12 protein-coding genes are annotated in these 13,161 nt (G+C 66.8%); 10 read left to right on the top strand and 2 right to left on the bottom strand.

Going from position 1 to position 13,161, the window contains the following annotated elements; genetic code table 11:
• The first annotated feature begins 230 nt into the window (after positions 1-230).
• Both cycA and ACW5IY_RS02070 read left to right on the top strand, forming a co-directional pair.
• Positions 231-1,604 carry a D-serine/D-alanine/glycine transporter gene (gene cycA / locus ACW5IY_RS02065; protein WP_049436983.1) on the top strand — a complete coding sequence of 458 codons (1,374 nt, stop codon included), beginning with the start codon at positions 231-233 and terminating at the stop codon, positions 1,602-1,604.
• 319 nt (positions 1,605-1,923) lie between these two features.
• Positions 1,924-2,700 (top strand): lytic transglycosylase domain-containing protein, encoded by a 777-nt coding sequence (locus ACW5IY_RS02070; RefSeq protein WP_049436982.1) that lies wholly within the window; start codon positions 1,924-1,926, stop codon positions 2,698-2,700.
• A gap of 93 nt (positions 2,701-2,793) precedes the next feature.
• Here the strand turns inward: ACW5IY_RS02070 and ACW5IY_RS02075 are convergent, their stop codons facing one another.
• Positions 2,794-4,311 carry a tetratricopeptide repeat protein gene (locus ACW5IY_RS02075; RefSeq protein ID WP_049436981.1) on the bottom strand — a complete coding sequence of 506 codons (1,518 nt, stop codon included), beginning with the start codon at positions 4,309-4,311 and terminating at the stop codon, positions 2,794-2,796.
• Positions 4,312-4,476: 165 nt separating this feature from the next.
• On the opposite strand from ACW5IY_RS02075, the gene ACW5IY_RS02080 reads away from it, so the two are divergent.
• Positions 4,477-6,558 (top strand): NHL repeat-containing protein, encoded by a 2,082-nt coding sequence (locus ACW5IY_RS02080; protein ID WP_049436980.1) that lies wholly within the window; start codon positions 4,477-4,479, stop codon positions 6,556-6,558.
• Here the strand turns inward: ACW5IY_RS02080 and ACW5IY_RS02085 are convergent.
• The gene (locus tag ACW5IY_RS02085; protein WP_049436979.1) at positions 6,536-6,943 is read right to left on the bottom strand and encodes a YciI family protein; all 408 of its coding nucleotides are present in this window, start codon (positions 6,941-6,943) and stop codon (positions 6,536-6,538) included. The genes ACW5IY_RS02080 and ACW5IY_RS02085 overlap by 23 nt on opposite strands.
• Before the next feature lie 744 nt (positions 6,944-7,687).
• Between ACW5IY_RS02085 and ACW5IY_RS02090 the strand changes: the two genes are divergently transcribed.
• The 7 genes from ACW5IY_RS02090 (at position 7,688) to ACW5IY_RS02120 (ending at position 13,126) form a co-directional block, all read left to right on the top strand.
• Positions 7,688-8,101, top strand: a complete 414-nt coding sequence (locus tag ACW5IY_RS02090; protein ID WP_043403334.1) for a YciI family protein — start codon at positions 7,688-7,690, stop codon at positions 8,099-8,101.
• A gap of 67 nt (positions 8,102-8,168) precedes the next feature.
• Positions 8,169-8,591, top strand: a complete 423-nt coding sequence (locus tag ACW5IY_RS02095) for a VOC family protein (protein WP_005407887.1) — start codon at positions 8,169-8,171, stop codon at positions 8,589-8,591.
• A gap of 40 nt (positions 8,592-8,631) precedes the next feature.
• Positions 8,632-9,042 carry a VOC family protein gene (locus tag ACW5IY_RS02100; protein ID WP_049436978.1) on the top strand — a complete coding sequence of 137 codons (411 nt, stop codon included), beginning with the start codon at positions 8,632-8,634 and terminating at the stop codon, positions 9,040-9,042.
• A 24-nt stretch (positions 9,043-9,066) separates the two neighbouring features.
• Positions 9,067-9,423, top strand: a complete 357-nt coding sequence (locus tag ACW5IY_RS02105) for a DUF1428 domain-containing protein (RefSeq protein ID WP_010484145.1) — start codon at positions 9,067-9,069, stop codon at positions 9,421-9,423.
• A gap of 45 nt (positions 9,424-9,468) precedes the next feature.
• Complete coding sequence (locus tag ACW5IY_RS02110) at positions 9,469-10,731, top strand: RNA polymerase sigma factor (protein ID WP_049436977.1); 1,263 nt, start codon at positions 9,469-9,471, stop codon at positions 10,729-10,731.
• Between the two features lie 107 nt (positions 10,732-10,838).
• Positions 10,839-12,035 (top strand): hypothetical protein, encoded by a 1,197-nt coding sequence (locus ACW5IY_RS02115; protein WP_049436976.1) that lies wholly within the window; start codon positions 10,839-10,841, stop codon positions 12,033-12,035.
• Entirely contained in the window at positions 12,026-13,126 is a 1,101-nt protein-coding gene (locus ACW5IY_RS02120; protein ID WP_049436973.1) for a hypothetical protein, read from the top strand. The genes ACW5IY_RS02115 and ACW5IY_RS02120 overlap by 10 nt, the downstream gene beginning before the upstream one ends.
• Positions 13,127-13,161 lie beyond the last annotated feature (35 nt).

The raw sequence follows: 13,161 nt of genomic DNA on the forward strand, positions 1-13,161 counted from the left end.
GGCCGGGGCTCCAGCGGGGCGGGCAGGGCAGGGCGCATGGTCGGGCCGATCCTTGGGCAGGTGCGGCTATCTGAGCATGGCGCCGGGCCGGGCGGAATGGGATGAATCCGGTATTTGGTCACATTGTGATGAAAGCGGCCAAGTTTGACGGGATTGGCTCATCCGGCGCTGGCGCTCCTGCCTGAGGAGGACTACCGTCGAACGCTTCGCCCGCCCTTTTGCCCGCGCCCATGACCGAGCCCGCAACGCCCCCCGAGCACCTGCGCCGCAGCCTGTCCAACCGCCACCTCCAGTTGATCGCCATTGGCGGTGCCATCGGCACCGGCCTGTTCATGGGGTCGGGCAAGACCATCAGCCTGGCCGGCCCGTCCATCGTCTTCGTCTACCTGATCATCGGCGCGATGCTGTTCTTCGTGATGCGCGCGATGGGCGAACTGTTGCTGTCCAACCTGCAGTACAAATCCTTCATCGATTTTTCCACCGATCTGCTCGGCCCCTGGGCCGGCTTCTTCTGTGGATGGACGTACTGGTTCTGCTGGATTGTCACCGCCATCGCCGATGTGATCGCCATTGCCGCCTACGCGCAGTTCTGGTTCCCCGGGCTTGAAGCCTGGAAACCGGCGCTGGCCTGCGTGATGCTGCTGCTGTCGTTGAACCTGGTGACGGTGAAGCTGTTCGGCGAGATGGAATTCTGGTTCGCGCTGATCAAGATCGTGGCGATCTGCGCACTGATCATCACCGGCGCCGGGCTGGTGGCGTGGGGCTTCACTTCACCCAGTGGCCACACCGCGGCGCTGTCGAACCTGTGGAATGACGGCGGCATGTTCCCGATGGGCCTGGTCGGCTTCTTCGCCGGCTTCCAGATTGCAGTGTTCGCCTTCGTCGGCATCGAGCTGGTCGGCACCACGGCCGCCGAAACCGCCGACCCCGAGCGCAACCTGCCCAAGGCGATCAATTCGATTCCGGTGCGCATCATCATCTTCTACGTACTGGCGCTGATCGCGATCATGGCCGTCACCCCGTGGCGGCAGGTGGTGCCGGACAAGAGCCCGTTCGTGCAGCTGTTCGTGCTGGCCGGTATTCCGGCCGCGGCCAGCCTGATCAACTTCGTGGTGCTGACCTCTGCCACGTCCTCGGCCAACAGCGGCATCTTCTCCACCAGCCGCATGCTGTACGGCCTGGCCGAAGAGGGCCACGCCCCGCGCGGGTTGTCGAAACTGTCACGCGCCGCCGTGCCGGCCCGTGGCCTGCTGTTCTCGTGCCTGTGCCTGCTCGGTGGCACGCTGCTGATCTACCTGATTCCGAACCTGGTGACCGCCTTCACCCTGGTGACGACGCTGGCGACGGTGCTGTTCATCTTCGTCTGGTCGCTGATCCTGGTGGCCTACATGGCCTATCGCCGTCGCTACCCGGAGCGCCACGCTGCCTCGATCTTCAAGATGCCCGGCGGCGTTGCCATGTGCTGGGCCTGCCTGGTGTTCTTCGCTGCCGTGCTGGTGCTGCTGAGCCTGCAGGCCGACACCCGCCAGGCATTGATCGCCAGCCCGGTGTGGTTCGTGCTGCTTGGCGTGGGGTATTGGGTGCGCCGCAGGACCGCGAAGTGATCCAGGTGTTCCGTCACATCGATTGATCCATCGTCTCCAGGCAGCTTCATCCACGCATGGCGTGGATCTACTGTCAGCCGCAGGAAACTGTCGAGGGCGGGTGGGTGTGGCCCGGCAGGACCGTTGGCGCCATGGATGGCGCCATCGAGCCCCCATGGATGGGTTTACGGCGTGTCCTGCCGGGCCACACCTATCCGACCAGCCCTCAACAGCCCAGCGCTGCTCTGGCTGTTGACGTTGCCTCTGCAGGTGCAGGCCGCAGCCCGGCCGACCCCCATTCACCCAGCATTAGCGGGCGCGGCCGGATGATCCGGCCGCCATGTCCCGTCGCCCTCTCCTGCTTGCGCTGTTGCTGCTGCCCAGCCTGTGGCCCGGGCTGGCTGCCGCGCGCACCGTCTACCGCTGCGTGCAGGGCAACACCGTCAGCCTGGCCACCGCGCCGGAACCTGGTTCACGCTGCACCCCGAAGGAAATCGACGACAACGCCATCCAGACCCCGAACCTGTGGGGCAACATGGGCGTGTTCAGTGGCGTGCTGTACGAGCGTGAGCAGGACGGCGTGCTGGTCTATTCCACCCGCAACCTGCCCGGCTCGAAAGTGTTCCTGAAGTTCACCGTGGCCACGCCGCCGGGTGAGCCTGCACACGAAGGCCTGGGCAAGGTCGGCAAGCCGCAGTTGGCGCAGCACGCCAAACAGTTCAAGGCCGCAGCCAAGGCCACGGGCGTCGATGACGCGTGGCTGCGCGCGATTGCCCATGCCGAAAGCAACTTCGATGCGCTGGCGGTGTCCAGCAAGGGCGCACAGGGCGTGATGCAGCTGATGCCGGACACCGCGCAGGAGTACGGCGTGAATGATCCGTTCTCGCCCCAGCAGTCGATCGATGGCGGCGCCCGCTACATGCGCGCGCTGCTGCGTCGCTACAACGGTGATCGGCCGCTGGCGGCGGCTGCGTACAACGCCGGCATCGGCGCGGTCACCCGCTACAAGGGCGTGCCGCCCTATGCCGAAACCCTGGCCTATGTGGACAAGGTGATGGCGCTGTACGCGCGCTATCGCGAGGCGATGGGCATCCGTACCGAGGTGCCGGCGCGCTAGGCCAGTGGCGCTGTACGCGCGGTGTAGAGCCGAGCCCATGCTCGGCTGCGCCAATTGCAGCCGAGCATGGGCTCGGCTCTACACAAAAGCTCCTCAGCGCGAGGTGGAGGTGCTGACCAGTTCGTAGCGTTCGATGCGGCCCAGGCGGGCAACCTCGGCCTGCACGTCGGCGCGTTGCTTCAGCGCACGCCAGGCCGCATCGATCTTCACGTCACCGGGCAGCGACGGATAGGTGCGCATGTCCTGCAGGGAGGCCAGTGTCTCGCCGCGCTCGACGGGTGAGCGCAGCTGTTCGATCAGCACGGCAGCGGCGCCGTCGAGATTGCCCTCGTCCAGCAGCATCTCGCGCTGGAACAGGCGCGCGTCATCGCCCTGGGCCAGGATCGCTGCACGCGCGGCCTGTTCGGCCTTCGCATCGCCACGTTCACGGGCGGCAACGAACTGCAGCAGTGCCTGGGCCGCCTTGCCGTAACCGGCCAGGCCCGGCATGTCATTCACCGCGGTGGCGGCATCCTGCATGCGGCCCAGCGAACTGAACACGAAGCCGACGTTGAACTGGTGCTCGGCACCATCCGGACCCAGTGCGCCGATGCGTGCGGCCAGCTTGGCTGCCGCCAGCGCATCATCGGTACGGCCCAACCGGCGCAGCGCCGTAAGCCGGCTGTTGAGCAGCCACGCCACCCATTCGGCTTCCGCCGCCGAGGGCGACTCGCCTTCGGCCGCCGCACTGGCCATGCCATCGGTCAGTGCCAGCACTTCCTCGTTGCGGTCCAGCATCAGCAGCGTGCTGCTGAACTCGGCCATGCGTGCATCCAGCGCCCGGTCGAGCAGGCCGGAAACCCGCAGTTCGTCGAGGTGCTTCTGTGCAGCCTGCACCGGATCGAAGCGGGCATCGGCGCGGTCGACATAGCGATCAAACCGCTTGTCACTGCGCAGGCGGATGATTTCGGCGGGACCGGTAATGCGCGCCAGCGTGGCGGGAATATCGTCGCCACGGCCGTTGTCGGCCTGCAGCGTGGCCAGTGCCAGCCACAGTCCGGTGGGTTCCAGGCCGCCGCTCTTCCAACCGTTGTCGAACAGCGCCTGCAGCAGTTCCATGCGCTGCTGCGGCTGGTCCCGCAGGCGGAACTGCAGGTAGTTGATCGCGTGGCGGTCCACTGGCAACGGCGCGTCGGCATGCTTCAGCGCCTGCACCAGGTGCTTCGTGGCAGGTGCCGGTTGGTTCTCGGACAGTTCCACCGAGACCAGGGTCAGCAGGATCTGCGCATCGTCCGGCAGTGCTTCCTGTGCGCGCTGCAGGTAGCGGCGGGCCTGGTCCGGCTTCTTCTGCACCATCGCGGTCCAGCCGGCCACCTGCGCGGCGCGGCCGCGATGTTCGGCATCGAAGTCATCCAGCATCGGATCTTCCATCAGCCGTTCCATCGCGATCAGCGCGCCCAGCGTGTTGCCACTGCGCGACTGCTGGATGGCTTCATCCCATCGCGTGGCATAGGCCTGGTGCATCGCATCGGCGGTGACGGACGGCTTCTGTGGCGCCACCGTGATCGAAGCGGTGGCGGATGAAGCCAATGCGGCAATCAGCAGGGCGGCGAGGGGGAGGATGCGGGGCATGGAGGATCTCCATCCGTGGGAACCGCATTGAACCCGCTGCAGCCAGCGAGAACAAGCGCGATGGATGGAACTCTGGCGTTTGGCCGTACGATTGGCCATGGCGGATCGTGCGTTCAGCGTCTATTGTCGGTGCCTCTTCAGGCAGCAGGCAGGCAGCGCAGCACGATGGCACGGTGGCAATGGATGGCGGCAGGCGTAGCGTTGGCGACGGTAGTGGCATTGGCTGCGACCTGGTGGGAGACACCGCTGCATACGCTGGCTGAACCGGCGGGTCCGGCTCCAACGCCGCTGGCGTGGACCGCGCAGATCGAGCCGCTGGCCGGCGATGGCCACCCGGGTAACCGCGACGGCGCCGCCGCGCAGGCACGTTTCGCCGATCCGTACGCGTTGCTGCGCAGTGCCGATGGCAGCGTCTATTTCACCGATGCCGGTGACAACAACCGGATCCGTCGCCGCCTTCCCGATGGCCGTGTTGAAACGGTGGCCGGGCAGGGCGAGGGGCGCGTCGATGGCCCGGCACTGCAGGCCAGTTTCAATACGCCCTCGGGCATTGCCGCCGACGCGCAGGGCAACCTGTACGTGGCCGACACCGGCAACCATGCGATCCGCCGTATCGGCACCGATGGGCAGGTGACCACGCTGGCCGGTGGTGAACAGGGCTATGTCGATGGGCCGGCTGCGCAGGCGCGCTTTGATGCGCCTACGGGCATCGCGGTGGACGCGCAGGGCCAGGTCTACGTGGCCGATACCTACAACGACCGTATCCGGGTGATCGGCACCGACGGCACGGTGCGCACCCTGGCCGGTGGTGAGCGGCCGGGATTGGCCGATGGCGTGGGCAGCGTTGCGCGCTTCGATACGCCGGTGGCACTGGCCTTCGATGCGCAGGGTGCGCTGCTGGTGGCCGATCTGTTCAACAACGCGGTACGCCGCATAGGCGCTGATGGCACGGTCAGCACCGTGGTCGCCGCCGGTGGCGTGATCAATGGGCCGCTGTCGCTGGCCACCACCCACGACGGCGTGCTGTACGTGGGCGACATGGATGGCCGCATCGTGCAGGTGACACCGCAGGGCCACCAGATCGCGCTGGTCGGCAATGGTCGCCTGCCGCGCCTGGCCCGCCCCAGCGGATTGGCGATGGATGCCGATGGCAGCGTGCTGGTGGCCGACGCCGCCAGCTACCGTCTGCATCGCCTGCGCCCGCTGCCGGTAGGCGAGCTGCCCGCGCCGGCACTGGTCGGCCCGGCCGCCGATGCCGCCTTGCCCGATACCGGCGGGCGCTGGCCGTTGGCGCCGCAGGATGGCTGGCACGAAGTGGTCGGCACACTGGGTGAAGTGCGCGGCAACTTCACCGGCGAGAGTCGCCATCACCTGCACGGCGGCTTCGACGTGCGCGGTGATGTGGGCCAGACCGTGCTGGCGATCGCCGATGGCAAGATCAGCAGCCCGATGGCGGCCTGGAGCCTGGGCGAGCAGGCCGAAGGCCTGGCGGTGGACCGCCTCAAGTACATCCACATGCGGGTGGGCCGCACCCCGCGCAATGAACCGTTCGATGCGCGCTGGCAGGCGCTGTACGACGAGCAGGGCAGGCTGGAGCGGATGCGCGTGCGTCGTGGCATGCGCATCCACGTTGGTGACCGCCTGGGCAGCATCAACAACCAGGCGCATGTGCACCTGGCCGTGGGTACCGGTGGTTTCGAGACCAATGCCGTGGCGCTGGGCTTCCAGAACTACGCCGACCACTTCGCACCGCGCATCACCGATGTGGCGCTGCTGGACGACACCGACCAGCCCATGGCCGCCGGCAGCGACGGCGTGGTGATGGTGGCGCGGCAGGGGCGTGGCGTGCAGATCGTGATCGAGGCCTGGGACCAGGTTGACAACAACCTGCCGCGACGCCGCCTGGGCATGTACCAGGTGGGCTACCAGATCCTCGATGCGGCTGGGCAGCCGCTGCAGGGTTACGAGCAGCCGCGCTGGAACATCGTGTTCAACCGCATGCCGCCGCAGAAGGAAGCGGTGCGCGTGGCCTACGCCCCCGACAGTGGGATCACCGTGCATGGCAGCGCGGTGACCCGTTTCCGTTACCTGGCCACCAACACCGTGCGTGACGGCCTGATGGAAACCGGCCGCTGGCAGCCGGCGGCGCTGCCGCCGGGCGAGTACGTCGTGCGTGCCAGCGTGCGCGACTACAGCGGCAACGAAGGCATCGGCCCGCGCGAGATCAGGGTACGGCTGCTGCCATAGCGGCAGCCGGGGCGCCGCAGCGTTCACGCTCGGCGTCCATGTCTTCCAGCGGCCGCACTTCGATGCTGCCGAAGCGTGCCCAAGGGAAGTCGCGGGCGATGCGCATGGCTTCGTCGCGGTCGCGGGCGACGATCAGGTTGAAGCCGGCCAGCAGTTCACGGGTTTCGGCGAACGGGCCATCCAGTACGCGACTGTGGCCATCACGCACGCGCAGGGTCTGCGCGGTGTCGACCGGCTGCAGCTTCTGCGCGGCCAGCAGCGTGCCTTCGGCCTGCAGCTGGTCGGCGTGGGCGAGGCAGTCGCGCATCAGCGCGTTGAATTCTTCGATGGGCAGGGCCTGCAGCAGGGCAGGCTCGATGTAGATCAGAAGCAGGTACTGCTGCATGGCGTGGTCCTGGCGGGGGCGGGGGTCCATGATCGCGCAGGATTGCGCGTGGGCATGTTGCAGCGCGGGAAGCGGCGCCTTCGGCGGGGATCGGCGAACGGCGGAGCCCCTCCGTGGTGGGGTTGGGTTGGTCGCTGAAAGCTGGGTTTCTGGCGACTGGCCGGGTGGGGAGGCAGGGCAGGGGGCGCTGCAAGTACGTCCATGTAAGCTCGGTCGCCGCATCCATGCGGCTCACGCCCCTGCCCTGCCTCCCCACCCGGCCTTGGACAGATCTCTGCGGCTGACCCACCACGGGAAATCAACAACAAGAGCAAAAGCGGGTCGCTTCGCTCGCAAAGCCGAGGCCGCCAGCCATCCGCCGTTGCTGTTGCCGTTGCTTTTGCCGTTGCCTTTGCCTTTGCCTTTTTTCTTGATCTTCCCGTGATGGGTACCGCAGGCAGGAAACTGTCCAGGGCCGGGTGGGTAGGCGGGGCGGGGGTGTCCGCGGCATGGATGCCGCGGCCAAGCCCCCAGGGACGGGTTTACGGCGTCCCCCGACTCGTCTACCCACCCGGCAAAGCCCATGAACCCAGCTTTCAGCGACCAACCCAACCCACCACGGAGGGGCTCCGCCGTTCGCCGACCCTCGCCGAAGGCACGCTTTCCGCGGAAGAAAAAATTTCCAACAGACGTGTCGATTCCCAGCCCCCTGGTTCGTTGTACCCAGTGAAGGGCACGCACCACGCGTCCCCACGGGAGACTGCAATGAAAGTGATGGTGATCGTGAAGGCCAACGCCGACTCTGAAGCCGGCCGCATGCCCAGCGAACAGGAACTGTCCGAAATGGGCGCCTTCAACGAACAACTGGTGGCCGCCGGCATCATGCTCGCCGGTGAAGGCCTGCACGCCACCCAGCGCGGTCGCCGCATTCACTTCGGCAGTGGCGCACCCAGGGTCGAGGCCGGTCCGTTCGGTCCCGCCAGCGAACAGATCGCCGGTTTCTGGCTGTGGGACGTGCGGTCGCTGGAGGAAGCTGTCGAGTGGGCCAGCCGCGCGCCGTTCGGCAGTGGCGGCACGCTGGAACTGCGCCCGCTGATCACCGCCGAAGACTTCGGTGAAGCCTTCACCCCCGACTTACAGCAGCAGGAACAGCGTCTGCGTGCACAGCTGGAAGGTTGACCCGATTCATCTCCCTGCCGGGCAGGACCCGGCACTACTGCCCTGAACCGCACAACGGAGTATTGCCATGAAACTGATTCCCTTCCTCGGCTTCAGCGGCCAGGCCCATGAGGCGATGGCGTTCTACGCCAAGGCACTCGGTGGCCAGGTCACGTCGGAAATGAAATACCGCGACATGCCGCCCTCCGATGGCTCGCCAGGCTGCAACGAGATGCCGCCGGAAACCCTCGACCACGTTGCGCACAGCCAGCTGGAAATCGGCAGCGCCATCGTGATGGCGGCCGATGGTCCCGGCGGTGGCGAGGGCGGCTCGACCACCATCAATGTCGATGTCGACAGCATCGAAGAAGCCGAACGCGTGTTCGCTGCGCTGGCCGAAGGTGGCCAGGTGCAGATGCCGATCGCTGAAACGTTCTGGGCGCACCGCTGGGGCATGCTGATCGACCGCTACGGCAAGCCGTGGATGGTCAATTGCATGAAGCAGCCCTGATTCCTCCCTCTTTCCTCTTCATCCACAAGGAGCGTTACCGATGAGTGCACCACAACCGCAGATGATATTCGTCAACCTGCCCGTGCAGGATCTGGAGAAGTCCAAGGCGTTCTTCACCGCGCTGGGCTACAGCTTCAATCCAACCTATACCAATGACGATGCGGCTGGCATGGTCATCAGCGAGAGCATCTACGTGATGCTGCTGACCCAACCTTTTTTCCAGCAGTTCACCAACAAGCCGATTGCCGATGCGTACACCCACACGGAAGTGATCAATGCGCTCTCGGCACCCAGTCGCAAGGCAGTTGACGAGTTGGTGGACAAGGCACTGGCCGCCGGCGCCAGCGAACCGCAGCCGGCGCGCGACCTGGGCTTCATGTACCAGCGTGGCTTCCAGGACCTGGATGGCCATCTCTGGGAAATCGCACACATGGATGGCGAGCCGGGCTGACGGCCGCCGCAAGGGAGAACCCTCATGGCTTACGTGGATGCTTACGTGCTGCCGTGCCCGCAGGACAAGGTGGCGGCCTACCGCCGCCTTGCCCGCAAGGCCGGCGCGGTGTGGAAGGACCATGGCGCGCTGCAGTACATGGAGTGCGTGGCCGACGACGTGGAACCGGGCAAAAGCACGTCATTCCCGCGCGCGGTGAAAGCCAAGCCCGGCGAAACGGTGATCGTCGCCTTCGTGGTGTTCCGCTCGCGCGCGGCGCGCGACCGCATCAACGCCAGGGTGATGGCCGACCCGCGGCTGGCGTCGCTGGGCCCGAAGGACATGCCGTTCGATACCAAGCGCATGTTCTGGGGCGGCTTCAAGCCGATTGTTGAAGCGTGAGCTGCGGCGCTTGTGCGGGCCAGACGTGCGTGCTGTGATCGGCGCATGCTCGATCCCGCACTGACGCAGCGTCTGGAAACCCTCTGGCGGATGGAGTCGCCGGTGTTGATCGCGCGCCTGGCGCGGCTGCTCGGGGGCGATGTCGGCCGCGCCGAGGAGCTGGCCCAGGACACCTGGCTGGCCGCGCTGGAGCGCTGGCCGGAGCAGGGCATCCCGGACAATCCCGGAGCCTGGCTGATGACCACTGCGCGCAACCGTGCCATTGATGTGCTGCGCCAGCACCAGCGGGTGGCGCAGCAGCATGCGCAGTGGGGCGAGGAACTGCATCCGGCGGCGTTGCCGGCACCCGATGACAGCCAGGCGCTTGAAGATGACCTGGGGGACGACCTGCTGCGGCTGATGTTCGTGGCCTGCCATCCGGTGCTGCCGGCCGATGCACGGGTGGCACTGACCCTGCGTCTGCTCGGTGGCCTGACCACAACTGAGATCGCCCGTGGCTTCCTGCAGCCCGAGCCGACCATCGCCCAGCGCATCGTGCGCGCAAAGCGCACCTTGGCGCAGAAGCAGGTGCCTTATGAAGTGCCGCGTGCCGACGCGATGCCCGAGCGGCTCGGATCGGTGCTGGAGGCGATCTACCTGGTCTTCAATGAAGGCTATGCGGCTAGTGCCGGTGACGACTGGATGCGTCCGGCGCTGTGCGAGGAGGCACTGCGACTCGCGCGCATTCTGGCGCACCGGCTGCCGGTGCCGCCGGTGCTGGGCCTGCTGGCGCTGATGGAGCTGCAGGCCTCGCGCGCTGCGGCACGGACCGACGCGCAGGGCGTGCCGGTGCTGCTGGACCAGCAGAACCGCGCGCGCTGGGACTGGCTGCAGATCGAGCGCGGGCAGCAGGTGCTGGCGCGCGCGCTGGCCGCCGGTGGCAGCGACGATCCCTATGTGCTGCAGGCGCGCATCGCAGCGTGCCATGCGGCGGCGCGACGTCCCGAAGATACCGACTGGCCGCGCATCGCAACGCTCTATACGCAGCTGTTGCAGGTGCAGCCTTCGCCAGTTGTCGCATTGAACCGCGTGGTGGCGATACTGCGCAGCGACGGTGCCTTCGCGGCGTGGGCGCAGCTGCAGCCGCTGCTGGTGGATGCGCGACTGCGCGAGTACGCGCCGCTGCAGGTGGTGCACGGGGAGCTACTACAGAAGCTGGGGCGGGAGCAGGATGCACGTCACGCTTTTGCCGAAGCCGCCAGACTCAGCCAGAACCAGGCAGAGCGAGGCCTGCTGCGGCAACGGGCTGGTCTGCCCCCCGCGGAGTGACCTCGACGAAGGCAGCACTTGTCGGCAGCCCCGCGAGCCGTTATGTTTCGCGCCCAGCGGACGCGTCAGCGTCCACTTTCCATGCGTATTGACCGAGGAGCGGTTGGATGTATTCAAGGACGAAGAGCGCATCGCGCGCTTTTGCGCGCCTGCTTGCCTGTGCCCTGTGCCTGGCCGTATGGCCGATGGCCGTGCAGGCGGCAGACAAATCACAGCAGGCCTATTGGGCCGGTTTTGCCTACACCGCTGATGCCGCCGCCGTGCAGGCGACCACGCCGCATGCGCATGCGGTGCTGGAACAGCGCGGCCTGATTCCGTTGAACCAGGCGCTGGCACAGTCGCTCAAGCGCCGCACCCCGGCCCACCTGCAGCTGATCGACCAGCCGGTGGCGATGCTCGACGGCACCACCAGCGCGACCGTGCTGGCCGCGGCACTGGACCGCGAACTGGTCTCGGTCGAGCCGATCGGTGACCAGTACAAGGTGCTGGTGGAAGTGGCGCTGCAGGCGCTGTTCTTCGACTTCCGCGAGCGCCAGGTGATCGCGTCCTATCCGCTGACCCTGCAGCGCATCGACGTGCAGGATTACCGGCCGGACAACGACGATATCGACGCGATCGTTGCCGATCTCCTGTACGGCAGTGCCGATACCAGCCTGTCGCAGGTGCTGGCCGCCAGCCTCGCCCAGGCCAAGCTGCCCGATGCCGCGGTGCGTCGCCTGCAGGTCGGTGGTGTGACCCTGTCCGACGCGGTCCGCGCCAAGCTGCCCGACCCGAAATGGGACGCCCCGCTGCGTGCAACGCTGGCCCATGAGCTGTCCAAGACGCTGTCGTCCAACACCGGCGTCGGCCTGCTGCCGCCGGCCTCGGGCCAGGCGATCGGTGGTGCGATGGCGGCGCGCTTTGCCGACGGCAAGGTCTACCAGCTGAAGATCCCCGAGCCGGACTACGTCATCAACCTGCAGGTGGATGCGTTGAAGAACGGCGTGATCGAAGAAACCCCGGCGATGAAGACGATGCTGTTCGGCGCGTTCTTCACCGCCAAAGTGACCGAGCCGTTCTCCGGCAAGGTCTATTTCGAACAGCCGCTGCGCAAGGGGGCCACCAAGGTGGTGCCGGTCACGCAGTGGCAGGTCGACCAGTGGTCGGCCAGCTACGAAACCCTGCTGGCGGGCCTCGATGCCTTCGCCGGCGCCGCCGCCAAGCGCGCCGATTCGCGCGGCTGGCTGGACGAACAGAAGCCGGGCGGCCGCCCGTTGCAGCAGCAGACCCAAGCCCTCCAGGAGTTGATCAAGTCATGTCGTTGATGCGTACCATCCTGCTCATCCTCATCGCCCTGGTGGTGGCCTCGCCGGTCGCTGCGCAGACCGCCAGTTCGCGCGGTACTGGTTCGGCCAGCTACGGCCTGCGCCTGAGTGCCGACACCCGTGCCCAGGCCCTGAACAAGGCCAAGGTCAATGCACTGGAGGCGTACATCGCCGAAACCGGTGCGGCCAAGCTGCGCCTGTTCGAAGCGCGCCGCGCCGAGTTCATCGGCGAGATCGACCGCTATGTGCTCAGTGCCGTGCAGCTGTCGGACACCGAAGACAAGAAGGCCAAGACCTACACCGTCACCGTCCGCGCCGAGATCAACACCACCCTGCTGCAGACCAAGCTGGATGCAGGTTCGGCCGTGGCCAGTGCCACCGCCGCCCAGCGTTCGCTGCTGACCTTCCTGTTCATGGCGCGCTCGCAGGACACCGTGCAGTCGTTCCAGGACAAGGAATACCGCCGCGTCGACGCCAGCAGCAGCTACAGCGAGAACACCCGTGAAGGCGACAGCTTCCGCGGCAACTCGGTGAGCACCAACGGCAGCATCAACCAGAACGGTTCGATGTCGGTCACCAGCGGTGGCAGCACCACCCAGCGCAGCGACAACATCAGCTGGAAGGTGGCCAACGCGGCCGAAGTGAACACCGCGATGACCGGTGCCTTCAGCGCCGCCGGCTACGAAGTGGTCGAAGCCGAATACGTGGAAGGCGAGTCGCGCGGCCTGCTCAGCATCGAGCGCATCCGCAAGGACTTCAGCACCGGCAACGACCTGGCGCCGGCCACCCTGCGTGATACCGCCAACGGCATTCGTGCGGCCAACATTCCGTACATCGCCGTCGGCACCCTCGACGTCGGCATGCGCGACCGCGATCCGGCCAGCGGCAACACCCGCGTGTTCGTCACGGTCACCGGCAAGGTGCTGGACGTGACCGGTCGTTTCCCGCGCACCGTGTCGTCGGTGGGCCCGGTGCAGTTCTCCGGTACCGGCCCGAACGAAACCGTCGCCCGTACCAACGCGCTGCAGCTGGCGGCTGAAAAGGCTGCCCAGCAGATGATCAACGAACTGAACGTCAAGGCGGTCCGCTGATCCGCCACCCCGGTGGGTGCCGAGCCCGCTCGGCA

It is taken from the genome of Stenotrophomonas sp. C-A (assembly GCF_054030835.1).

Coding starts and splice junctions, on each gene's coding strand:
- cycA (WP_049436983.1), top strand. CDS start 231: ATGACCGAGCCCGCAACGCCCCCCGAGCACCTGCGCCGCAGCCTGTCC.
- ACW5IY_RS02070 (WP_049436982.1), top strand. CDS start 1,924: ATGTCCCGTCGCCCTCTCCTGCTTGCGCTGTTGCTGCTGCCCAGCCTG.
- ACW5IY_RS02075 (WP_049436981.1), bottom strand. CDS start 4,311: ATGCCCCGCATCCTCCCCCTCGCCGCCCTGCTGATTGCCGCATTGGCT.
- ACW5IY_RS02080 (WP_049436980.1), top strand. CDS start 4,477: ATGGCACGGTGGCAATGGATGGCGGCAGGCGTAGCGTTGGCGACGGTA.
- ACW5IY_RS02085 (WP_049436979.1), bottom strand. CDS start 6,943: ATGCAGCAGTACCTGCTTCTGATCTACATCGAGCCTGCCCTGCTGCAG.
- ACW5IY_RS02090 (WP_043403334.1), top strand. CDS start 7,688: ATGAAAGTGATGGTGATCGTGAAGGCCAACGCCGACTCTGAAGCCGGC.
- ACW5IY_RS02095 (WP_005407887.1), top strand. CDS start 8,169: ATGAAACTGATTCCCTTCCTCGGCTTCAGCGGCCAGGCCCATGAGGCG.
- ACW5IY_RS02100 (WP_049436978.1), top strand. CDS start 8,632: ATGAGTGCACCACAACCGCAGATGATATTCGTCAACCTGCCCGTGCAG.
- ACW5IY_RS02105 (WP_010484145.1), top strand. CDS start 9,067: ATGGCTTACGTGGATGCTTACGTGCTGCCGTGCCCGCAGGACAAGGTG.
- ACW5IY_RS02110 (WP_049436977.1), top strand. CDS start 9,469: ATGCTCGATCCCGCACTGACGCAGCGTCTGGAAACCCTCTGGCGGATG.
- ACW5IY_RS02115 (WP_049436976.1), top strand. CDS start 10,839: ATGTATTCAAGGACGAAGAGCGCATCGCGCGCTTTTGCGCGCCTGCTT.
- ACW5IY_RS02120 (WP_049436973.1), top strand. CDS start 12,026: ATGTCGTTGATGCGTACCATCCTGCTCATCCTCATCGCCCTGGTGGTG.